This is a genomic window from Tissierella sp. P1, assembly GCF_002266425.1.
GTDB classification, from domain to species: domain Bacteria; phylum Bacillota; class Clostridia; order Tissierellales; family Tissierellaceae; genus Tissierella; species Tissierella carlieri.
On record NZ_NPMN01000015.1, the window covers coordinates 71,946 to 94,245 of the forward strand.

The 22,300-nt window shown below is 31.2% G+C and carries 21 protein-coding genes, 1 pseudogene and 1 other annotated feature; of the genes and pseudogenes, 21 read left to right on the top strand and 1 reads right to left on the bottom strand.

Going from position 1 to position 22,300, the window contains the following annotated elements:
* Nucleotides 1-80 precede the first annotated feature (80 nt).
* On the top strand, nucleotides 81-332 hold the full coding sequence (locus CIW83_RS12030) for a kinase to dihydroxyacetone kinase (RefSeq protein ID WP_094901500.1): 252 nt from the start codon (nucleotides 81-83) through the stop codon (nucleotides 330-332).
* 99 nt (nucleotides 333-431) lie between these two features.
* Here the strand turns inward: CIW83_RS12030 and CIW83_RS12035 are convergent, their stop codons facing one another.
* The gene (locus tag CIW83_RS12035) at nucleotides 432-1,409 is read right to left on the bottom strand and encodes a diaminopimelate dehydrogenase (protein ID WP_094901502.1); all 978 of its coding nucleotides are present in this window, start codon (nucleotides 1,407-1,409) and stop codon (nucleotides 432-434) included.
* A 158-nt stretch (nucleotides 1,410-1,567) separates the two neighbouring features.
* On the opposite strand from CIW83_RS12035, the gene CIW83_RS12040 reads away from it, so the two are divergent.
* The 20 genes and pseudogenes from CIW83_RS12040 (at nucleotide 1,568) to CIW83_RS12130 (ending at nucleotide 22,205) form a co-directional block, all read left to right on the top strand.
* Nucleotides 1,568-2,872, top strand: coding sequence for a glutamate--cysteine ligase (locus CIW83_RS12040; RefSeq protein ID WP_094901504.1), 1,305 nt, complete (start codon nucleotides 1,568-1,570; stop codon nucleotides 2,870-2,872).
* A complete protein-coding gene (locus CIW83_RS12045; protein ID WP_094901506.1) occupies nucleotides 2,869-4,188 on the top strand; it encodes a glutathionylspermidine synthase family protein in 1,320 nt (439 codons plus the stop codon). The genes CIW83_RS12040 and CIW83_RS12045 overlap by 4 nt, the downstream gene beginning before the upstream one ends.
* Nucleotides 4,189-4,454: 266 nt before the next feature.
* Nucleotides 4,455-5,702, top strand: coding sequence for a S41 family peptidase (locus CIW83_RS12050; RefSeq protein ID WP_158220109.1), 1,248 nt, complete (start codon nucleotides 4,455-4,457; stop codon nucleotides 5,700-5,702).
* Nucleotides 5,703-6,034: 332 nt separating this feature from the next.
* Nucleotides 6,035-6,295, top strand: a binding site (T-box leader).
* A gap of 294 nt (nucleotides 6,296-6,589) precedes the next feature.
* Entirely contained in the window at nucleotides 6,590-7,174 is a 585-nt protein-coding gene (locus CIW83_RS24385; protein ID WP_201259845.1) for a beta-eliminating lyase-related protein, read from the top strand.
* A complete protein-coding gene (locus CIW83_RS23005; RefSeq protein ID WP_255374405.1) occupies nucleotides 7,174-8,037 on the top strand; it encodes a tryptophanase in 864 nt (287 codons plus the stop codon). The genes CIW83_RS24385 and CIW83_RS23005 overlap by 1 nt, the downstream gene beginning before the upstream one ends.
* Nucleotides 8,038-8,336: 299 nt before the next feature.
* A pseudogene (locus CIW83_RS24895) lies at nucleotides 8,337-8,432 on the top strand (GntR family transcriptional regulator); the annotation flags it as partial.
* A 51-nt stretch (nucleotides 8,433-8,483) separates the two neighbouring features.
* Complete coding sequence (locus CIW83_RS23715; protein ID WP_235601306.1) at nucleotides 8,484-8,642, top strand: hypothetical protein; 159 nt, start codon at nucleotides 8,484-8,486, stop codon at nucleotides 8,640-8,642.
* A 1-nt stretch (nucleotide 8,643) separates the two neighbouring features.
* Nucleotides 8,644-9,534 (top strand): ABC transporter ATP-binding protein, encoded by an 891-nt coding sequence (locus CIW83_RS12065; RefSeq protein WP_094901510.1) that lies wholly within the window; start codon nucleotides 8,644-8,646, stop codon nucleotides 9,532-9,534.
* Nucleotides 9,521-10,258: a hypothetical protein gene (locus CIW83_RS12070; RefSeq protein WP_094901512.1), complete on the top strand. Its 738-nt coding sequence runs from the start codon at nucleotides 9,521-9,523 to the stop codon at nucleotides 10,256-10,258. Before CIW83_RS12065 ends, CIW83_RS12070 begins: the two co-directional genes overlap by 14 nt.
* A 131-nt stretch (nucleotides 10,259-10,389) precedes the next feature.
* The gene (trkA, locus tag CIW83_RS12075; RefSeq protein ID WP_094901514.1) at nucleotides 10,390-11,781 is read left to right on the top strand and encodes a Trk system potassium transporter TrkA; all 1,392 of its coding nucleotides are present in this window, start codon (nucleotides 10,390-10,392) and stop codon (nucleotides 11,779-11,781) included.
* Nucleotides 11,747-13,195 carry a TrkH family potassium uptake protein gene (locus CIW83_RS12080; protein ID WP_094901516.1) on the top strand — a complete coding sequence of 483 codons (1,449 nt, stop codon included), beginning with the start codon at nucleotides 11,747-11,749 and terminating at the stop codon, nucleotides 13,193-13,195. Before trkA ends, CIW83_RS12080 begins: the two co-directional genes overlap by 35 nt.
* A gap of 165 nt (nucleotides 13,196-13,360) precedes the next feature.
* On the top strand, nucleotides 13,361-13,927 hold the full coding sequence (locus CIW83_RS12085) for a GNAT family N-acetyltransferase (RefSeq protein ID WP_094901518.1): 567 nt from the start codon (nucleotides 13,361-13,363) through the stop codon (nucleotides 13,925-13,927).
* 194 nt (nucleotides 13,928-14,121) lie between these two features.
* Entirely contained in the window at nucleotides 14,122-15,456 is a 1,335-nt protein-coding gene (gene rlmD, locus CIW83_RS12090) for a 23S rRNA (uracil(1939)-C(5))-methyltransferase RlmD (protein ID WP_094901520.1), read from the top strand.
* Nucleotides 15,457-15,841: 385 nt separating this feature from the next.
* Nucleotides 15,842-17,254 carry a cysteine--tRNA ligase gene (gene cysS, locus CIW83_RS12095; RefSeq protein WP_094901522.1) on the top strand — a complete coding sequence of 471 codons (1,413 nt, stop codon included), beginning with the start codon at nucleotides 15,842-15,844 and terminating at the stop codon, nucleotides 17,252-17,254.
* Nucleotides 17,255-17,775: 521 nt separating this feature from the next.
* Entirely contained in the window at nucleotides 17,776-18,291 is a 516-nt protein-coding gene (locus tag CIW83_RS12100) for a hypothetical protein (protein WP_094901524.1), read from the top strand.
* An 861-nt stretch (nucleotides 18,292-19,152) separates the two neighbouring features.
* On the top strand, nucleotides 19,153-19,680 hold the full coding sequence (locus CIW83_RS12110) for an NUDIX domain-containing protein (protein ID WP_094901528.1): 528 nt from the start codon (nucleotides 19,153-19,155) through the stop codon (nucleotides 19,678-19,680).
* Nucleotides 19,681-19,772: 92 nt separating this feature from the next.
* Nucleotides 19,773-20,105: a nucleotidyltransferase family protein gene (locus CIW83_RS12115; protein ID WP_094901530.1), complete on the top strand. Its 333-nt coding sequence runs from the start codon at nucleotides 19,773-19,775 to the stop codon at nucleotides 20,103-20,105.
* Complete coding sequence (locus CIW83_RS12120) at nucleotides 20,071-20,397, top strand: DUF86 domain-containing protein (protein ID WP_094901532.1); 327 nt, start codon at nucleotides 20,071-20,073, stop codon at nucleotides 20,395-20,397. The genes CIW83_RS12115 and CIW83_RS12120 overlap by 35 nt, the downstream gene beginning before the upstream one ends.
* A gap of 318 nt (nucleotides 20,398-20,715) precedes the next feature.
* Nucleotides 20,716-21,273 carry a hypothetical protein gene (locus tag CIW83_RS12125; protein ID WP_094901534.1) on the top strand — a complete coding sequence of 186 codons (558 nt, stop codon included), beginning with the start codon at nucleotides 20,716-20,718 and terminating at the stop codon, nucleotides 21,271-21,273.
* 566 nt (nucleotides 21,274-21,839) lie between these two features.
* Entirely contained in the window at nucleotides 21,840-22,205 is a 366-nt protein-coding gene (locus CIW83_RS12130) for a hypothetical protein (protein WP_094901536.1), read from the top strand.
* Nucleotides 22,206-22,300 lie beyond the last annotated feature (95 nt).

Sequence of the window (22,300 nt, forward strand, 5' to 3'; positions counted from 1 at the left end):
TTCTCTGTTCATCAAAGTGAAAGTTAATAAATATATTTTTAAAATAAAGATTTGCAAAAAAGAAAAAAGGAGAATAAATTATGCTTGAATACAAATTTGATACCCAGCTGTTAATTGCAGGTCATGATCTTTCAGAAGATGCAATAAATGAATATATTACAAAAAATATTGAAGGTGATTGTCTCCTTGCTGTAGGCGATAAGGATTTAATAAAGATTCATTTCCATACAGCCACTCCATGGAAGGTGCTAGAATATTGTGCTTCCCTAGGAGAGATATTTGACGTAGTTGTAGAGAATATGGAACGTCAAGAAAATGGATTGCAGGGTTAAATTTATAGTTGGATTAGAAATATAATGAAAACCAAGGGCATCATCCTTTCAAAAAGATGATGCCCTTAAAATATTTTATATAAGCATACTATGAGCTTTCTATAGTAATTCCTTTCTCAATTCTTCACCTGTCTTAGGTGATAAGTATCCTAGAGGAACATCAAATATAGTTATAGCACCGGTTTTGCCTTCACATGCCATTCTATGGACTGCTCTAGCATAGGCGACTAAAACTGATGAGGTAAATTCTGGATTGCTTTCAAGAGTTAAATTAAATTCCATTTTTTGCTTAGTATCAAGTCCAGTATTACCAGTTCGAATGACAAATCCTCCATGAGGCATTTTACTATGATTTATCTTTAGCTCTTCTTCAGATATGAAAGATATAGAGGTATCATATCCTGCAAAATAATTAGGCATAATTTTTATTTCGTTTTCTATTCTATTTAAATCCTCATTATCCTCGCATACTACGTAACAAATTCTTTTGTGCCTTTCACAGGGAGGAACATTTATATCTTCGCAATTTCTGACCTTATCTAGAACTTCTTTAACGGGTACAGTATATTGTACTCCATTTTTTACACCTTTAATTCTTCTTATGGCATCTGAATGACCTTGACTCACTCCATTGCCCCAAAAGGTATAATCTCTGCCATTAGGTAATACACACTGACCTAACAGCCTATTAAGTGAAAAGAGTCCTGGGTCCCAGCCAATAGATATAAGACTTAAGTTCTTTGATTTAGATGATACACCATTAATTTTATCAAAGTATTCAGGAATTCTTCCGTGGTTGTCAAAACTATCTACTGTGTTGAAGTATTCTGCTACCATAGGCCCTTGTTCATCTAAATCCTTTGCTGAACCTCCGCATAGTATCATTACATCGATTTTATCTTTATAATCTAATATATTAGAGATGTTTTCTACCTTAGATTCTGTGTCTAATGAATTAGGCTCCCTTCTAGTAAATATGGCAATGAGTTCCATGTCTGGATTTTGATTTATAGCTAGTTCAGCTCCCTGACCTAGATTTCCGTACCCTACTATTCCAATTTTTATCTTGTTATTCATAACACGCCTCCATAAATAAAATATAGTATTAAGATTATATCATTTACAAATGCATAATATAATATTATTCTATAACTAACTTAATATTATTAAAATTGTAATAATTGGGTATCAATATTTAGATTATGAAATACATAAACCTAAAGGGAGAGAAATATATGAATTATAATAGACAGATAGAGGAAATATCTAACTATTTCAGAAATAGTGAAAAAGAAATTGAAGACTTTAAGATAGGAATTGAATTTGAACATTTTGTAGTATATAAGGATAGCTTAAAAACCGTCTCCTATTATGGTGAGAATGGAGTAGGAGAAACCCTAAGTGAATTAGAGAAAAATGGATGGGAAGGAAAATACGAAGGGGAATATATTCTTGAATTAAGCAAAGACAATAAGACAATAACTCTTGAACCAGGTAGTCAGTTAGAGTTAAGTATAAATGCTAAAAAGAACATAGAGGATATTGAAAAGGAATATTTGGAATTCTTAGAAGAGATAATCCCAGTGCTTGATAAAAAGAACCAAGGATTAATTACTACAGCATATCATCCAAATACTAAAATAGAAGAGATAAAACTTTTACCTAAGAAAAGATATGATCTTATGTTTAATTACTTTAAAACCAAGGGTAAGCATGCTCATAATATGATGAAGGGAACTGCGGCACTACAAGTATCATTAGATTATAAATCTGAAGAGGATTATAAAAGAAAGTTTAGAATAGCAAATGCTCTATCACCAGTATTATATGGATTATTTGATAATGGATTTTACTTTGAAGGAGAACGATGGAATAAATATAATTTAAGGACTCATATATGGAACAATTGCGATGATGATAGATCAGGTATAGTTGATAATGCATTAGAAGATGATTTTAGCTATAAAAGGTATGCTGAATATATACTCAATAGACCGCCGATCTTTATATTTAAAGGTAAGGATGTAATTCCAACAGGAGAAAAGAAAGTTAAAGATATATTTAATCCTGAAGATTATGATAGAGAAGAACTAGAACATTTATTAACAATGTTTTTCCCAGATGTAAGAACTAAGAAATATATTGAAATAAGAATGATGGATTCAGTTCCATACCCCTTGAATTTTGGCGCAGTAGCTTTACTAAAGGGAATATTCTATAATGAAGAGAATTTAGACAAAATATATGATTATATTAAAGATATAAGCTTAGAAGATATAAAGAAAGCCAAGGAAGATATTATAGAGAATGGATTGAATGGTAAGCTAAAGGATAGAACAGTTCTCGAAATAGGTAAATGGATAGTGCAATTAGCAAAGGAAGGACTAAATTCAGATGAAGTTAAATATATCCTGCCTCTTGAGAAAATTGTAAATGAAGGCAAAAACCCTTATGAAATCACTAGAGAAAAGGTTGAAATTGGAAAAAAGGAGTCTTTAAGTTGGTGTTTGTTAAATAATTTAGTTGAGGTGAAAAGATGAGCTGGAAGGAAATAAATAAAGAATATATAAATTTAATTAAATCTGATCCAGAAGGATATATTGCTGATTACAAAGTAGCTAAGGAAAAGGTTGCGAATTCTACTGCAATATATAAGGGGAAACCAGTACCTTTTCTTTATCATCCAATGTTTTATACAGAGGAAGACATAGAAAACTTTAGAAAAATTGGTGACACTTTAATATCTATAACAAATAAAGTAACACAAAGATATTTAGATTCAAAAGAGTTTAGAAAAAAATTTGAATATAGTCCACTTTTAGAAGAATTAATTCTTGTAGATAGCGGCTATGATATTAATGTTCCTATAGGAAGGTTTGATCTTTTTTATAATAATAAGGATAATTTTAAGTTTTGTGAATTAAATACAGATGGTTCTTCAGCTATGAATGAAGACAATACTATAGGAAATATATTGCTTCAAACAAAAGGATTGCAGGATTTTTCACAGAAACATAGCTTGGCCTTATTTGAATTAATAAACAGATGGGTTGATGACAGCATTAGCATATTTAGAAAATGGAATAGTGAAATTGAAAAGCCAAATGTTGCAATCGTAGATTTCACTGAGTCTGGAACATCTAAAGAATTTGAAGTATTTAAAAATGCCTTTATTAAGAAAGGATATAATACTATAATAGCAGACCCTAGGGAGTTAAAATATAGAAATGGACATTTATACTTTGAAGATTTTAAGATAGATTTAGTATATAGGAGAATAGTTACCTTTGAATTAATAGAAAAGGCTCATGAGGTACCGGACTTTATAGAAGCATATAAAAACAAAGCATTTTGCTGTATAGGCTCTATTAAATCCCAAATAATTCATAACAAGATAATATTTAAGATATTGCATGATGAGGATACTTTAGAATTTTTATCAGAAGATGAAAGAAATTTTGTAAAAAGACATATACCAGTTACGGGATTATTTAAAGGAGAAAAAGAGGTATATAATAAAGTATTAAGTGATAAGGATAAATATATTATGAAACCCTTAGATTTAAATGCTTCAAGAGGAGTATATGCAGGAAGAGATTTATCTCAAGATGAGTGGGAGAAAAGATTAGATGAATCCTTTGATAAAGATTATCTTTATCAAGAATTCTTTGAACCCTTTACAAGGGAACATGTTATATTTGAAGATGATGAATTAAAAATAGAAGAATTTAGATCTATAGTCGGTCTCTTTATGTATAAAGAGAAATTTGCAGGAATTTATACTAGAATAGGGAAAAATAATATAATATCAGGTGTAACAGATTATTATACTTTACCGAATATTTTAGTAAGATAAATTAGAAAACGTTTGATATCACTTTAGGGTAGTAGTATAACCTAACTTTGCAGTTAATTAGATAGAAAAACAGCCTAGAAATCTTTGAATTATTGGATTTTAGGCTGTTAATTTTTTAGATATCAAGACTTGAAATGTCCTGCTGTATTTATTAAAAGAAGTAACTGTAAAACTATGATGATGCGTTGAGCTATCTTAGAATATATCCTATACTTAAATTAGTATAATGAATAAATAGAGATTAAAAACAGATGAGGGGGATTTTAATGAGGAATAAAGGCATGATAAGATTCAATGTATTAATTTTGACTGTTGTGTTGGGGTTAAGCATGTTAACAGGGTGTGTGTCTAAAGATAGGACTATGACAACTGCAATGGAAGCATCACATTATGGTATAGTGGAAACCAATATGTCTATGGAAGAAAAACTTGAGGATTTTGAGTATATGTATGAGCTTTTAAAGGATAATTATCCTTTTTTTAAAGTCAACAAAAGATTACATAATGTAGATTGGTTAGGGAATAAGAAACAATATACAAGAAAAATAAAAAGTACCCAAAATGATGCCGAATTTTTGGTATCTATAAACGATATATTAAATGATTTAAATAATCCTCACACTCATGTTTTTAATGGTGAGGTGTACAATCGTTATTATAAACATTTTTATCCTTTCCAGCATGATGTTCTCAATTATGAGAGAGCAATGGCAAGATATGGTTTTGATGGAAATGTGGAGACTATACAGATTAATCCTGAGTATAATTTTTTAATTAGTAATGAACCTGTTTTAAAGACAGATATTTTAATTGAAAATAAATTAGCATATTTAAAAATAGAATCTATGTCTGCTTATCATATAGAAGAGGATTATTCTAGAATACAGGATTTTCTTAAAGAGGTAGAAGACTATGAAAAGCTTATTATAGATATAAGAGGAAATCTTGGAGGTTTTGATAAGTATTGGCAGAACCTAGTTGAATTTTTAATAGATGAAGCAAAAACAACTAAATATTATTCTTTTTTTAGGGGAGATTATAGAGATAAATACAGGATGTATAAAGTATCATCAGTGAAGCCAGTTGATAATTTAGATGAAGAAATCTTAGCAAAATTTCCTCCAGAAGTAAAAACAGATTTTGACGAATATACCATAAATTATATTATGTTATATCCATCGAATGTGTTGGATTTCAAAGGTAAAGTATATTTGCTGGTAGATAGGAATGTTTTTTCATCCTCTGAAAAGTTTGCTTCTTTTGCTAAGGACACAGGTTTTGCCACTTTAGTTGGAGAAACCACAGGAGGTGATAGGGTTTTCCCAGAGATTCCATTTGCATATTTACCAAATAGCGGACTGGTGATTCGATTTAGTGCAGAACTAGGAATCAATTCTGATGGTACTATAAATATGGAAACAAGAACAGTACCGGATATTCAGGTTGATCCCACTCCTAATGAAGACTTTAAGCAAGATAAATGTATACAAGCAGTTATAGAAGATAAAAACTAAATAATTGTTAGAAATGATATTGATTTATATTATGAATTTTGCAATAAAAAAGAATAAAAACAGCATATAATCTTTTAAAATACAGGTTAGTAGAAAATTATAATTGAATGGTAAGCATATAATAGCACATGGATTCTGGTTAGGTTTCTAAATGAGCCAATAAAGTAGACTTATAAACATTTAATAGGAAGAAAATTCTTTATCCGACCAAAAGATTCACAGGGGAGTTTGAGAGGAACTAAGGTATAGAATTAACTTACCAATATTTTAATAAAATAAATTTAGAAAACATTTGACATCGCTTTAAAGTAATAGTATAATAATAAAAATATTAAAAAGCTTTGACTAAGAACTAGTAAGAGTAAAAAAATCCCTTAGAGAGAGTTACCGGTTGGTGAGAGGTGCAAGGGATGTTATTCCGAATACATCTTAAGAGCTACTTGCTGAAAGGTACTACACCTATTAGGTTCAGTCGGCAATCTGCACCCGTTATAGTGCTAGGGTACTCACATTTATGTCGGTACTTGATAAGATTGATATCGTGAGATATTGGTGAACTAAGGTGGTAACACGGGAAATTACCCGTCCTTTGTGTATTTTTATACAGAGGACGGGTTTTTTATTTCTAAGTTTATAACTAATAGGGAAGTTCTGCTTTTATCTTTTTTAGATTAAGAGCTTGACATCAATGAGTTTTAAACAGATTATTGGAATCTTTGATTTCATGCAAGTAGCTTATGCAGTGGCCAAGAAAAGCTGCTACTAATGTTTTCTTAGAAGCTTTTTACCATAAAGGGGATGATTAAATTGGATTCTGACTATTATTATTTAATTAAAAAATACAAAACTCAAATACAAAATTTAATCAAAATGGAGGTTTAATAATTATGTCAAAAATTAGATTTTTTAGTGGAGAACAAATTCCCCTTGAGATGCATAAAGTGCGTATAGTTCAAAAATTAGAGTTACTACCAGTTGAAAAAAGATTAGAATGTATGAAGGCAGCTGGAAATAATACATTCCTTTTAAATAATAGGGATGTATTTATGGATATGTTGACAGATAGTGGAGTAAATGCTATGAGTGATAGACAACAGGCAGCTATGCTGGTTGCAGATGATAGTTACGCTGGTAGTGAAACCTTTGTAAGACTTGAAGAAAAAATACGAGAAATATTTGGGACAGAATTCTTCTTGCCAACTCACCAAGGAAGGGCATGTGAAAATATCCTTGCACAATCTTTTGTTACATCTGGCTCTATTGTTCCAATGAACTATCATTTTACAACTACTAAGGCTCATATCATTCTTAATGGAGGAAGCGTTGAAGAGATTATTATAGATAAAGGCATAGAAGTAAACAATGATCATCCCTTCAAAGGTAATATGGATATAGATAAATTAAAGTCTATAATAGAGGAGAATGGTTCAGAAAAAATTGCATTTGTTCGCATGGAGCTGGAACAAATTTAATAGGTGGTCAGCCATTTTCCCTTGGAAATTTAGAAGAAGTAAAGGAAGTATGTAATAAACATGGAATATTATTAGTATTAGATGCTAGTCTATTAGCAGATAATTTGCATTTTATTAAGGAAAGAGAAGAAAGATGTAAATTAATGGGCATTAGAGAGATTACTTTAGCATTATCATCTTTATGTGATATAATTTATTTCTCAGCTCGTAAACTAGGATTTGCAAGAGGCGGAGGGATATGTACCAACAATAAAGAGTTATACATGAAAATGAGAGAGCTAATAACTCTATATGAAGGATTTCTAACATATGGGGGGATGTCTGTCAGGGAGATGGAGGCATTAACAGTAGGTCTTGATGAAACTATGGATGAAAACATTATTAATCAAGGACCTGAATTCATTTCATTTATGACTGACGAACTAATTAAGAATGGTGTTCCAGTTGTTACACCATCAGGGGGACTAGGCTGTCATATAGATGCAATGCAATTTGTATCTCATATACCTCAAGAGGAGTACCCAGCAGGAGCATTAGGTGCTGCATTATATATATCTGGTGGTATACGTGGTATGGAACGTGGAACTATGTCCGAACAAAGAGATGAAGATGGTAATGAGGTCTTCTCTAATATGGAATTACTAAGACTTGCAATGCCTCGTAGAGTATTTACATTATCCCAAGTTAAATATGCCATAGATAGGATTACTTGGCTTCATAAGAATCGCCATTTAATAGGGGGGCTAAAGTTTGTTGAGGAACCAAAGAATCTTAGGTTCTTCTTTGGTAGATTAGAAGCCACATCAGATTGGCAAGAAAAATTAGTAGAAAAATTTAGACAGGACTTCCCAGATAGTTTATAGAAGATTATATATTCTCCTATTATTATTTTGTGATTAAGACTATCATAAAACTAGATATGATTTTATAATTGAGTCAAAAATAAACTAATATATAAAAAGTGAACGAAGATATTTAGTATCTTCGTTCCTTTAATTTTTTGAAATTATTTATGAGAATCTATTGACAAAGAATAAAAGAACCTATATACTTAGTTACATAACTAACTAACCAACTAACAAACCCAAGGAGGTGGTAATTTGTTAGACTTAAGTACGGATAAATCAATTTATGTGCAGATAGCGAGATAATTGAAAATGATATTTTACTAGGAAATTTAAAAGAGGAAGAACAAGCACCTTCTACAAATCAATTTGCAAAGATATATCAGATAAATCCAGCCACAGCTGGTAAAGGACTAAATATTCTGGTAGAAGAGGGTATTCTTTATAAGAAAAGAGGTATTGGCATGTTTGTAGCAGAAGGAGCAAGAAAAAAGATAATTAAAAAAAGGCAATCTTCGTTTTTCAAAGAAATATTACCTGAGATAATGATAGAAGCTAATAGGCTGGAAATAACCACAGAAGAAATTATAAAGTTTATTGAAGAATTTAGGGGAGGGGAATAGAATGCTTGAAATAAAAAACTTAAACAAATCATATGGAAAAAATAAAGTGTTAACAGATATTAACTTGAATATTGAAGAAAATAAAATCTATGGATTGCTGGGAAGAAATGGAGCAGGAAAAACTACATTACTAAATTTAATATCTAGTCAAATATTAAGAAGTGCTGGAGAAATCAAATTAGATAATGAGGATGTTTTTGAAAATTCAAAAGCAATGGAAGATATTTGTTTGGTAAAGGATTTCCCAAACTCTGTTAAAGAAAGAAAAGTAAAAGATATATTGACTCTAGCAAAAATTATATACAAAAACTGGGATGAAGAATATAAGGACTATTTAGTAAAGGAATTTAATCTGAATACTAAGAAAAAATTATTAAAGTTATCAACTGGGAATCAAACCATTGTAGGATTAGTCATAGGTCTTGCTTCGAGATCAAGACTTACTATGTTTGATGAACCTACTTTAGGACTTGATGCAGCAATGAGATATAAATTTTATAATTTACTTCTTGAAGACTATGAAAAAAATCCTAGAACAATAATAGTATCCACTCATCTAATAGATGAAGTAGCTAATCTATTTGAAGAGGTAATCATCATTAATGATGAGAGAATTACGCTAAAGGATGAAGTAAATGCACTTAAAGAAAGGTCATATTTCTTATCTGGTCGTGAAGATTTAATTAATTCAATTATAAAGGATAAGAAAGTAATTCATAGAGAAGAGTTTGGCTCTACTAAAATAGTAGGTATATATGGTAATTTAACAGAAAAAGAAACCAAATATATAAAAGATAATAATATTGAAATAAGTAATATACCACTTCAAAAGCTATTTATATATCTTACTGAAAATATTATGAAGGGAGAGTATTCTAATGGGCGCAACTAAAAGGATTTTTAAATTTCAAAATCATGGATTAAAAAAATCAATACTAGGATTTTGGAGTGTCATATTAGTAATTAATATATTAACCTATATATTAATGGTAAATTTTAATTCGAAGATAAAAATAGGGTTATTTAGCAGCAAGGATGATATATTTTCCATTGTTGGAGGAAATATAATGCCTATATTCATATTCTTCATTGTTTATGGTATCGTTATGTATCATGAAGAGTTTGCCTTGGCCCTTAGCTTTGGAGTCACAAGAAAAGATTTTTATAAATCCGTTATAGTCAATAATATTATAGTAACATTGAGTTTTGCAGCTATTCAGGTTATCCTACAAATTATTGATAAATATTTTGTTGCATCTTTAGGATATAAGCCAATGGTGGAATTTGGTATATTTAACACATCAACTGATAATATATTATTTATAGTTTTAACTTTATCTTTGCTCTTTTTAACATTTGTCTCAGTGACTAATTTGATAGGGGTCTTGCAATATAGATTTGGATATAAATTTTGGATAGGATTTGGTATAACAGTCATTATTCTTCAAATATTGGGTAATTTCTCTGCAAAAAAAATATTAGGGTTTTCGGATATGTACCAATGGCTATGGTCGAGATTTAATAGCTCCACTACAATTTTTTTAACATTTTTCATAGCTATAGTCTGCTATACTTTAGGATATTTTCTAATAAGAAAATCTAATATTAGAAAATAGGTAAGAAGATGTGCAATTTGCAAAACAAAGCTAAGGAAATAGTCCTTTAGCTTTGTTTTGTTATTTGTTTTTATAAAATCCCCCTATTATTCTATAAAGCTATTTGGTATATTAAATATGAGGTGACGAAAATGAAAGTAATGATAGTAGGTGCTGGTAAGTTAGGATACAAGCTGGCAGAATCTATGGTATTAGAAGATATAGATGTAACGGTAGTAGACAATAACCCAAAAGTAATAGACTTTGTAAACGAACACTTAGATGTCTTAACTGTTTTAGGAAATGGAATAGATATAAATATACTTAGAGAATTAAGTATAAGTCAATATAACTTATTAGTTGCATCGACTGATAGTGATGAAACAAATACTCTTATATGCTCCTTAGCAAAAAAACTAGGGTGTGAAAAGACTATAGCTCGTATTAGAAATCCTGAGTATATGCAGCAGCTAGATTTTATAAAAGCTGAAATGGGAATCGATCATATAGTAAATCCTGATTTATCAACAGCTCAAGCAATTGAAAAATATTTATTAAAGAACTATAACTTTTATTCAGGGGATTTTGCTAGTGGAAAGGTCCAAATGATTGATTTTAATATTGAGCATATGAAAGAATTTGTAGGTAAGAAAATAATGGAATTAGAAGATTTCGATAGATTATTGATTACAGCTATATCTAGAGATGGAGATATAATAATCCCAGATGGATCTACAGAATTATTAGCAAATGATACAATTCATGTCATAGGTAGAAATGATGACATAAATAATCTAAACAACAAGTTTACTCAGGACATAACTAAAAAGGAAATAGAGAGAGTAATGATTCTTGGAGGTAGTAATATCGGATTATATCTTGCTCAAAAGCTATCAAAGGTAAATATATCAGTTACATTGGTAGAAAAGGACAAGGAAAGATGTCAAGAATTATCGGAGATACTTAATGATGTACTCATTATACATGGAGATGGTACAGATATACATCTATTAGAGGAAGAACGATTGAATTCAATGGGTGCTTTTGTAGGAGTAACAGGATATGATGAAGAAAATTTACTCATGGCTCTTATGGCTAAACAATCTGGAGTTCCAAAGACAATCTCAAAGATTAGTAGACAGAACTATACGAAGATAATTGATAGATTAGGTATAGATGCTGCTCTAAATCCTACTGTTATTGCAGCAAGTAATATACTAAAGTATATCCGTGGTGGAAAGATAGTATCAGTTTCTCTATTGATAGGTGGAGACGGAGAAGTTACAGAAATAATTGTGGGGAAGGATTTACCTATAGTTGGAAAGACCTTAGAGGCATTAAAATTACCTAAAGGAATAATAATTGGTGCCATAGTTCATAATGGAAAAGTTATAATACCTAATGGTAAATCTATAATACATGCCAATGATAGAATAGTTGTATTTTGTCTAACGGAGGATTTGCCTACCCTAAAGATGTTCTTCAAATCAAATAAGGGAGGGGTACTAAGTGAATTATGGAATCGTGCTAAAGGTATTAGGTAGTATATTAATTCTGGAGTCTATACTCATGACACCATCTTTACTTATATCTCTATATACAAATCAAGCGGATAAGCTAGCTTTTTTAATAACTATTCTAATAACTGGAGCAATTGGCTTTGGTCTAACTAGAAATAGAAGCCGTGATAGACATATAAATGCGAAGGAAGGTTTAGCAATTGTATCATTAGGGTGGGTGTCAATATCTTTACTAGGAGCCTTACCATTATATATATCAGGTAGTACTCCCACCTATATTGATGCATTTTTTGAGATAGTATCTGGATTTACAACTACTGGTGCAACAGTAATAGCCAATGTTGAGGTGCTGCCAATGGGAATATTATTTTGGCGTTCCTTTACACATTGGATAGGTGGTATGGGAATATTAGTTTTCACCTTATCATTACTACCAGCCCTTGGAATAGGAGCATTTCAAATATTCAAGGCAGAAAGTCCAGGACCTATTGCAGGGAAAATAGCACCTAGGATAAAGGATACGGCTAAAATATTATATATAACATATTTTACTATTACTATAATTCAAGTTATATTATTGAAATTTGGAGGAATGTCTTTATTTGATTCTCTAGTTTATACCTTCGGGACAGTTGGTACAGGTGGATTTGCCACTAAAAATGCTAGTGTAGGTGCCTATAATAGCACTTATATTCACCTTGTAATAGGAAGTTTTATGGTATTATCAGGTGTAAATTTTTCTCTATATTATTCTCTGTTTAAGGGTAAAGTAAAAGATGTATTTAGAGATGAAGAACTAAGACTTTATTTTGCAATTGTTTTTATATCAGTAACAGTAATAGCAATTAATTTGTTTAAAACTACGTATTCTAGCATGGGATTAGCATTTAGAGATTCATTTTTTCAGGTAGGCTCTATAATGACAACAACCGGATATTCTACTGCTAACTTTGATATATGGCCAACCTTTAGTAAGGCGATTTTATTGCTTCTCATGTTTATAGGTGCAAGTGCAGGATCTACAGCTGGAGGTATGAAGGTTATTAGAATATTAGTTATACTCAAATTAATTAAAAGGGAAATATTGAAAATCTTTCATCCTAGAGCGGTTAAGCCAGTTAAACTTAATGATAAAATTTTACCCAATGAAACCATAGCAGGCATCAATAGTTTCACTGGATTGTATATGATAATATTTGTGCTGTCTACTATATTAGTGTCATTAGAAGGTGTAGACTTAGAATCTGCCGCTAGTTCAGTAGCTGCAACTTTAGGCAATATTGGTCCAGGATTGGGAGTTGTAGGACCTACTAGCACATTTAACGGATATAGTCAAATAAGCAAAGCATTTTTCTCACTGCTAATGCTCCTAGGTAGACTTGAACTATTTACCTTAATAGCATTATTTGCCCCAAAGAATTGGAGAAGAGAAATATAAAGGTTTGACCAATGCAATATTCTATGACTTTAAGTTAGTATAAATAAACAACGAGTATTAAACAAATAAAATATAATTAGTAGATGTTTTTCCCTATTCAATCATAGATAAGATATTATAGGAATTGAGAATAAATAATTTGATATTTAAAAAAGGAGGAGAAATATGAATTACGAAGTAAAATCACTCAGTCCAGAGTTAGCAGAAACCTTTGTTGAATATCTTGGAAATTTGGATTTTGCCCATGCTCCCCATTGGTCTACTTGTTTTTGCAGATACTATCATACAAACTGCTCATTTGAACAATGGCAGAATAGAACGGGAGAAAAGAATCGTGCAGAAGCAATAGAGCAAATAAAGCTTGGAAATATGAAAGGTTACCTAGTTTTTGATGGAAACAAATGTATCGGCTGGTGTAATGCAAATGATGTACGTGAGTTTAAGAGACTAGAAGATGATATTGATCATATAATAAAGGAGAAAAAAGTTGGGTGCATAATTTGTTTTGTAATTCATCCTGGATATAGAGGAAGAGGTATTGCTAGACTTGTACTTAAGAAGGCAATTGAGGATTTCAAAGCACAAGGCTTTGATGCAGTTATAGCACTTCCAATAGAGATTAAGGAAGCGCCAGAAAAGGCCTATAGAGGGACATTTGCCATGTATAAGGAACAAGGTTTTGAGGAAATAGAGAGACATGACAGTTTAAGTATAATGTGGTTGGAATTATGATAGAATATTAAGGCTTTCTATTTTATGATGGTTATAATGCATTCCTCCCCTTAGAGGGGACAGAATAATATTAGAAATCATAATTTGTGTTATAGTTTAAAATATGGTGTTACGATAAAAGTTTAGGATTATATATAATGAATATAATATAGTTTTTTATATTGGCACTCTAAATAAGGATAAAAGGTGAAGGAATGAATAAAGAACGATTAAAAGTAAAATGTATAGGTATAGATGAAGAGGGTAAAGGAATAGTAAAATTAAAAGGGAAAGAATTTCATATAGTAAATTTACTAGAAGATGAAACAGCAATAATTGAAATAGTCAAAAATAAAAACGTGGAAACTGTTAAGTTAATAGAGATAGAAGAAGAATCTAAATATAGAGTAAAGCCTTCATGTCCTTATTTTAATAAATGTGGAGGCTGTCAAATTCAACAGATGTCATATGAGGGACAAAGTAAGTTTAAGCAAAGTAAAGTTGAGGATTTATTAGGATCTTTCTGTAAAGTAAATGAGATATTAACTATGGAAGAACCCTATTATTATAGAAATAAGATTCATTCAACATTTTCCCATGATAAAAAAGGACAGATTATATCTGGATTTTATCAAGAAAATACTCACGATGTAATAGATATAGATAGATGTATAATCCAAGATAGCAAAGCAGATGAAATCATAGAAACCATCAAAGGCTTTATGAAATCTTTCAAGATGAAACCTTATGATGAGGATACAAAGGAAGGTTTTCTAAGACATGTGCTTATTAAACGCGGTTTTTCTACAGGTCAAGTTATGGTAGTGCTAGTAGTAGCATCAAAGATATTTCCAGGGAAAAATAATTACATAAAAGCTTTAATAAAAAAACATCCAGAGATATCTACTATAATAATGAATATAAATAATCGAAAAACATCTGTAGTTCTTGGTAATGAAGAAATAGTTTTATATGGAAAAGGTTATATAGAAGATATCCTATGTGGGGTAAAGTTTCAGATTTCAGCAAAGTCATTTTATCAAGTAAATCCCATTCAAACAGAAGTATTGTATAATAAGGCAATAGAGATGGCAAAGTTGAAAGGTAATGAAACAGTTATAGATGCATATTGTGGAATTGGAACCATAGCATTAATAGTTAGTAGAAAAGTTAAAAATGTAATAGGAGTAGAAGTAAATAAGGATGCGGTAAAGGATGCTATCAAAAATGCAAAGCAGAATAATATTAAGAATGCATATTTTTATAATGATGATGCAGGAGATTTCATGGTGAAACTGGCAAATGAAAATAAAAGCATAGACCTAGTAATAATGGATCCGCCTAGATTGGGTAGCGATGAGAAATTCCTATCATCCTTAGTTAAATTATCACCAGCAAAGGTAGTATATATATCATGTAATCCAGTGACCCAAGAAAGGGATTTAAGGTATCTAGTGAAGAACGGATATAAGGTAATGGAGATACAGCCAGTGGATATGTTTCCTCAGACGGCACATGTGGAAGCCGTAACACGACTTGTGAAGGAGTAAAACGACTGAAGAAGTCGATGTACGTCTCATGTCAGGCTTGCCCAAGAACACGAGAGAATCGAAGTGTGATTGGCAGCAAGCTACAGCTGAGTATAATTCTGATGACATCTTGTACCTCTGAGGCAAAAAAGTAGGTTGAGACACAACATGTAGTAGGCGTAGCCCAATTTGGCGATAGGGATCAGTAAAATAACTGGTTTTTAACCCTTATAATAGAATAAAATATAGATGACATTGGATAATTTGGGTGATAACAGAAGGAAATTGGTAAAAAGAGTTTAAGTTATTAGTTGATAGATTGGTAGATGAATTATATAATATAATGTACATCTATTACAAAAAGTGTGATACAATTGCTTCCAATACTTTATTAGGGGGAGAGGATATGAAGTTTTTAGTTTTTAATACTTTAACAGGGGTCAAGGAAGAGGTAATACCTATGGAGGAAGGAAAGATAAAATTGTACACATGTGGACCTACTGTATACGAGTATGCCCATATAGGAAACCTGAGAACTTATATTTTTGAAGATGTACTTAAAAAATCAATGGAGTACATAGGCTTAAAGGTAAAGCATGTTATGAATATAACTGACGTAGGACATTTGGAATCTGATTCAGATACAGGAGAAGATAAGATGTCCTTAGGAGCTAGCAGAGAAAAGAAAACTGTATGGGAAATTGCAAGGTTTTATGAAGATGCATTTTTTAAGGACTGTAAACTTCTTAATATAACAGAGCCTATAATTGTATGTAGAGCAACAGAGCATATTGAAGATATGATCAACTTTATTAAAATACTGGAGGATAAGGGTTTTACTTATGTAGCCAATGGTAATGTATACTTTTCAATAGACAAATATCCAAACTATGCTAAGCTAGCCAATCTAAGTCTAGAGGAGCTTGAAGCAGGGAGTAGAGTTGATATAGACCCATTCAAGAAAAACCCCCTTGATTTTGTACTGTGGTTTACAAACTCAAAGTTCTCCAACCAAATAATGCAGTGGGAATCACCTTGGGGGACAGGTTTTCCAGGATGGCATATTGAGTGTTCAGCAATGTCAATGAAGTATCTAGGTGATAGAGTAGATATACACTGTGGGGGAGTAGATCATATTCCTGTACATCATACTAATGAGATTGCTCAATCAGAAAGTGCTGTAGGACATAAGTGGGTAAACTATTGGGTGCATGGGGAGTTTCTAGTACTTGATAATGGGAAAATGTCAAAATCAAGTGGAGATTTTTTAACTCTCTCAAGGCTCATTGAAGAAGGCTACGGTCCTTTAGATTATAGGCATTTCTGTCTGCAGTCAAGGTATAGAAAACCACTAATGTTTAGCTTTGAAAGTTTGACAGACTCTCAAGTAGCTTTTAAGAAGCTAAAGAGCAGAATTAAAAATATAGTTGATGGTAATACAAATGAGGAAATAATAAATAAGAGTAAAATAATAGAATATCAAGATAAATTTGCAACTGAAATAGGTAATGACTTGAACATAGCAAATGCCTTTACAGTGTTAGTCGAAGTTATAAAGGATAATATTTTAAATAACACTGAAAAGGTTTACTTGATAGAGGATTTCGATAAGGTATTTTCATTAAATCTCACTTTAGGTGAAGAGATTATTAATAGTGACAATATTGATGAAGAATATATTCAGACGCTTATTTTGGAGAGAAATAAGGCAAGAAGTGAAAAGAACTGGGTTAGGGCGGATGAAATAAGGAATATTCTGTTAAAGAGTAATATAGAATTAGTAGACTCCAGAGATGGAACTATATGGAGAATCATATAAAACGGGTTTACTTTTAGTGGATATAGAGGAGATGCGATTAAAGTCTTCTCTATTTTCTTTTTATTTAAATTGAATCTTAAATACCAAGATTATTAATTTTACACTACCTTAGCGAGTGTTATAATTAATCCTAATAAACTTAGAAAAAATAGGTGAGGTATCCTCCTTAGCAATAGTAAAAAAAAGGTGAATTGCTTATATTGGAACGGATAAAAATAAGGATGTGAGAGTGAAAACTTTCATGTCTTTTTTATATAATGGATAATTAAGAAAGTTAATATATATTGGTCTTGTTGCATAAAAAAAGTCCCAAGTTTTGTCCGCATCTCCAGATGGTCAATTTTCATTGTAAATCAATAATTATTTACGAGGATTGAAATAAATATTTTTTCCTTGTATACTACCAGTAGAATGTTTGGAATAAGATAGCATATGGTCGGAAGTGGGATTCAATAATTAAAAATTATTTTAGTAGAAAGGGGAAAAAATGAAAACATTATTTGATTTGAGGGAGAAAACAGATGGCAAAAAATATGAACGCTGATTACATAAATAGTGATACTATAATTTTGCTAATGGATACAGCGCAAGGATTTATTAGTCATCAAGCGAAAGCATTTTTTGATAGGACAATTCCGCACTACAATCCATATATAGAAATTGTTGATGGGGAATGCCACCACGTTGCTAGATATAAGAAGTATCCAGACTTGGTATTTTACTTCGATAGGGCAGGATTAAAAAATCAGGAAGAACAAGTTATTGAGGATTATTTGTATCGTGCAGCATACCAATTTAAATCGAAGGCTTACCGTATTGATGAAAGTCTGCAACTAGTCAAACTGCAATCTAGGAAAACGAAAAGGCTAGGCGTGGATCCTGTATCAGTTGGACCTATGGATAAACTTGTGATTTACAATGGTTCCCCTAGAAAGAGCGGTAGCAATTCGGCAATTATACTAAAAAAAGTTACCGAAGTACTTGGTAATAGGGTTGAGATTCGTGATTTGAAGGAGAGAGATAAATGGGAGATGTGAACAGATACTTTTGAAAGTGATAAACATGTTATGTTTTTTATGCCCCTTTATGTTCATGCAATTCCATCCCATATCATGAGATTTATTGAAAAACTAAAGCCTTCCCAAGGGAGTATCAGTTATTTTGTGCAATCAGGATTTCCAGAAAGTAGCCAATCTCACTATCTTGAGGCATATTTTGAACAATTGGCTCTTCCAGAGACCAACTACTGCACAAGAGAAAATGATTAATCCAATGGTAGATATCATTGTTAACTTGGTGAATGGAGGTGCATTTAACCCAGTAAATATTCAACAATTGGCTAAGCCGATTCATTTTAGCAAATGGACGCTAATCTTCTTTAACATATTTTATAAAATCGGATTAACCAACTTTTTTGGGGATCGGCAACTTAAAGAAAATAATGCATATGAAAAACGTTTTGATTGTCCGTACTTAGTATTAACTAAGGATAATCAAATACAAATCTAATGTTCATCTGTTTGCAAATTAAGTCAAACTTTTACTACCGCCAAGGGGGTACTATCTTACAATGACATCTTTATTGTCACCTCAAGGCATTGTGAAGTTGTGGTTAAGCTTGTAAAGGCATAAAACCCAGATGTGTCAATGGTTATAGAGGTTAAAGGCATTGAATGTATAGATAACATTCAATGTCCTTTCTGTTCTAGGGAACATTTCCATTAAAATATGTAGTATATGCTAAAGTAAAGTTTATTCTTCTAGGGATATGAAAATAGAAATATAAGTTCATTTGATAAAACCAATATGATATAATAACCATAATAAAAAATATTAAGACTAAAGTCAGTAAGGGATTAGGAATCAAAAAGGATGATTTTATCTGGAGGGGGAGGACAATGCTGAGACTTACAGCGAGGGGAATAGTTATTAATAGAAACACGGGTAAAATTTTGCTTATTAAATATTTTGACAAATATTCAAAATCTACGAAGGAGTTTATTGATGGTTTTTGGGTTCTACCAGGTGGTGGTGTTAAAAGAAATGAAACTTTTGAAGAAGCAATAAAAAGGGAGATTTATGAAGAAACGGGTATAATAAATATTAATGTAAAAAACTGTGTTTTTAGTCGAATAATGCACGCTGAATTGAGGAATATTAAGCAAAGCTTATATTATGAAAGATATTATATTGTTGAGACTGATGATGTTGAAATAAGCATCAACAACTTAACAAAAAATGAAATTAAGGTCATTTGTGAATACAAATGGTGGTCAATAAATGAGCTTAAGCAAACCGAGGATGTCATATTTCCTTTATCGTTAAAAACCCATATTGATTTAGCTTTAATAAGCCCAACCTATCCAATTGATATATCAGATTCAGATGAACTTTTAGGGGTTTCATTAAGCCAAAAAATAAAATAAGAATAGCTTAATGGGGCTATATATCAATTTATAAATAGAATATGATATAATTAATATATAGTGTATAGTTAATAAGAAGGAGGATTGAGGCTATGACTTCCAATTTCATTTCCGTTGAAACTATAATGGAAAAAATAACTCCCATATTTGAGAAGTATCCTATAAATAAGGCAATATTATTTGGTTCTTATGCAAAAGGCGACGCCACAATAAATAGTGATGTAGACTTATACATTGATACAAATGGAAAGTTAAGAGGACTTGATTTTGTTGGATTGCTAGAAATACTTGTTAATACTTTAGAAATGGATATAGATTTGATTGATAAATCGCATATTGAGCAAGATTCTTTAATAATGCAAGAAATAGAAAATGGAGGTATGGTTATATATGAAAAATCAAAAGATTATTCAAAAGATAATTAACTATATCGACTCTATATTAAAATATACCAATGATGTAGATTGTGATGAATTTAGAAATAATAGTATGATGGTTGAAGCTTGTGTGTTTAATTTAAGTCAAATAGGTGAATTAGTTAATAAACTTGATAAAGAATATTTTTCAAAATATAATGAGGTTCCTTGGTTTAAAATACGTGGATTAAGAAATCGTATAGTCCATGATTATGAAGGTGTAAATTTAAATCTAATATGGGAAATTATTGATATGGATATAAAAATATTAAAGGAACAGTTGTTGAAGCTAATCAATTAGCTTCTTTTTATATTCTTGAAGTTAGGAAATATACCCTTCCACCAAGGGGATACTATCTATTTATGTCATCATTATTGTACTCTCAAGGCACGTTGAGACAGTAGTATTGATAACAAAGGCGTAAACCTTGACTTTACAGGGGTTTGATGAATTACATCTAAATCAACCACTCAACTAAAAGTGTGTTTTTGCGTTTGAGGAAGCATATCGAGGAAGAAGAAGTAGGAATGGTTAGGTGGATAGTATAGATAATATTAACAGGGTTAAGGAGTTATAATAGGTATAAAGATTTATGTAATGAATAAAGAGGTGTTAAACATGAGCAATAAGCCATTTATTTTAGCTGTAAACGCAATATCAGGAGGTGGAAAAACAACCATCGTAAAGGAATTACAAAGGAAATTACCAAAGTCAAAAGCGTTATTTTTTGATGACAGAAATTATGATTCTGATAGTGGTATAGAAGATATCTGCAAATGGATTGAAGAGGGGGCAGATGTAAATAGATTCAATCTCGATTTGTTAGCAGAGGATATTGAAAAACTGATAAAGGAAAATCTTAATTATATTATTATGGATTATCCTTTTGGTTATAGACACAAGGCGATTTCGAAATATTTAGATTTTTCTATATTCATCGATACTCCTTTAGATATTGCACTAGCGAGAAGAATTATTAGGGATTATAGTACAACTTCAATCCAGAATGTCTTTGATGATATGAAACAATACTTAATACAAGGTAGAAAAGCTTATCTGTATGGTTTAGATGAAATAAAAGAAAAGGCTGATTATGTAGTTGATGGCAGCAAATCATTAGATGGTATTGTATCAGAAATCATGGAAAAGTTAATCCATATTAACCCTGCAAAATAAGCATATTTACAGGTATTATGAGTCGGCTTATTCTAATAAACTCCAAAAATAGAAAATTAGTCGATATGTTCCGGTCTACCGATAGTGCAAAAAATACCGTGGATATATTTTCGCCTACTGACAATTCGAAAGACATTCATTCTATCCTATCCTATCGAGCCATGTAGAGAGTGTTATGCTGTTACAGCATTGTGGTTTGTAAAGCAAGAAGTAAGGTTTGGTCATAGAATATTGCAACTTTGAAGAAAAAATACTTAAAAGGGGAGAAGATATATGCTTACGGAAGATCAAGTTATTGGATATTTTTGTGACTATTTAATAGCTAATGGATATGAAGTCAGGCAAGCTCTTAGCACAAAGGAAACTGGAAAAACCACTTTTTACCTACTTTAAATAGGCAAAAATATAGATAACATAGTGGATTTTAAAGATGAAAAAGCGTTTTGGGTGGATTTAGGCAAGGAAATGAGTCTGGTTTTTCTGATGATACCTAAGTAATTAGAAATGTGGGAAAATGATTTTGTAGGATTACCTAAAGTAAAAATAAGAATTTGAGGTGAAATGCTATGGATAAATATACAAGAGAAGAATTGGCAGAAGCGCTACAGGTTGTATCTTCAACTATCAGTAAATGTGAAAAAATGCAGCTGAAATTTGGGGAAGGTACATCTCAGCACACACTCCTTAAGAACAGAATAAAAGCAATGTATATTTCAAAATTATTAATAACAGATGAGAATGTTATGGACAAGTACACAAAAGAAGAATTGATAGGAGCACTACGGCCCGTATCTTCAGTTATCAGCAAATGTGAAAAAGCACAGCTGAAATTCGCGGAGGGTACATCCCATCACACTCGCCTTAAGAATATAATAAAAGCAATGTATATTTCAAAATCATTATTAACAGATGAAATTAGTAAAAGAGGTTAAATCCAGTTTTTCGATAAAATCATGAGTATAATACGAAGCGATCCAAAATCCAATTTGCTGGGCAGTCTGATCCCGTATAGATGGATTCGGGCTGC

Excerpts from the sequence above, each read along its gene's own strand:
- CIW83_RS12065 (WP_094901510.1), top strand. The coding sequence starts at position 8,644 with ATGCTTGAAATAAAAAACTTAAACAAATCATATGGAAAAAATAAAGTG.
- CIW83_RS23715 (WP_235601306.1), top strand. The coding sequence starts at position 8,484 with ATGTTTGTAGCAGAAGGAGCAAGAAAAAAGATAATTAAAAAAAGGCAA.
- CIW83_RS24385 (WP_201259845.1), top strand. The coding sequence starts at position 6,590 with ATGTCAAAAATTAGATTTTTTAGTGGAGAACAAATTCCCCTTGAGATG.
- CIW83_RS12035 (WP_094901502.1), bottom strand. The coding sequence starts at position 1,409 with ATGAATAACAAGATAAAAATTGGAATAGTAGGGTACGGAAATCTAGGT.
- CIW83_RS12085 (WP_094901518.1), top strand. The coding sequence starts at position 13,361 with ATGAATTACGAAGTAAAATCACTCAGTCCAGAGTTAGCAGAAACCTTT.
- cysS (WP_094901522.1), top strand. The coding sequence starts at position 15,842 with ATGAAGTTTTTAGTTTTTAATACTTTAACAGGGGTCAAGGAAGAGGTA.
- CIW83_RS12050 (WP_158220109.1), top strand. The coding sequence starts at position 4,455 with ATGAGGAATAAAGGCATGATAAGATTCAATGTATTAATTTTGACTGTT.
- CIW83_RS12045 (WP_094901506.1), top strand. The coding sequence starts at position 2,869 with ATGAGCTGGAAGGAAATAAATAAAGAATATATAAATTTAATTAAATCT.
- trkA (WP_094901514.1), top strand. The coding sequence starts at position 10,390 with ATGAAAGTAATGATAGTAGGTGCTGGTAAGTTAGGATACAAGCTGGCA.
- CIW83_RS12115 (WP_094901530.1), top strand. The coding sequence starts at position 19,773 with ATGACTTCCAATTTCATTTCCGTTGAAACTATAATGGAAAAAATAACT.
- CIW83_RS12130 (WP_094901536.1), top strand. The coding sequence starts at position 21,840 with ATGGATAAATATACAAGAGAAGAATTGGCAGAAGCGCTACAGGTTGTA.
- CIW83_RS12100 (WP_094901524.1), top strand. The coding sequence starts at position 17,776 with ATGGCAAAAAATATGAACGCTGATTACATAAATAGTGATACTATAATT.
- CIW83_RS12070 (WP_094901512.1), top strand. The coding sequence starts at position 9,521 with ATGGGCGCAACTAAAAGGATTTTTAAATTTCAAAATCATGGATTAAAA.
- CIW83_RS12125 (WP_094901534.1), top strand. The coding sequence starts at position 20,716 with ATGAGCAATAAGCCATTTATTTTAGCTGTAAACGCAATATCAGGAGGT.
- rlmD (WP_094901520.1), top strand. The coding sequence starts at position 14,122 with ATGAATAAAGAACGATTAAAAGTAAAATGTATAGGTATAGATGAAGAG.
- CIW83_RS12030 (WP_094901500.1), top strand. The coding sequence starts at position 81 with ATGCTTGAATACAAATTTGATACCCAGCTGTTAATTGCAGGTCATGAT.
- CIW83_RS12040 (WP_094901504.1), top strand. The coding sequence starts at position 1,568 with ATGAATTATAATAGACAGATAGAGGAAATATCTAACTATTTCAGAAAT.
- CIW83_RS12110 (WP_094901528.1), top strand. The coding sequence starts at position 19,153 with ATGCTGAGACTTACAGCGAGGGGAATAGTTATTAATAGAAACACGGGT.
- CIW83_RS12120 (WP_094901532.1), top strand. The coding sequence starts at position 20,071 with ATGAAAAATCAAAAGATTATTCAAAAGATAATTAACTATATCGACTCT.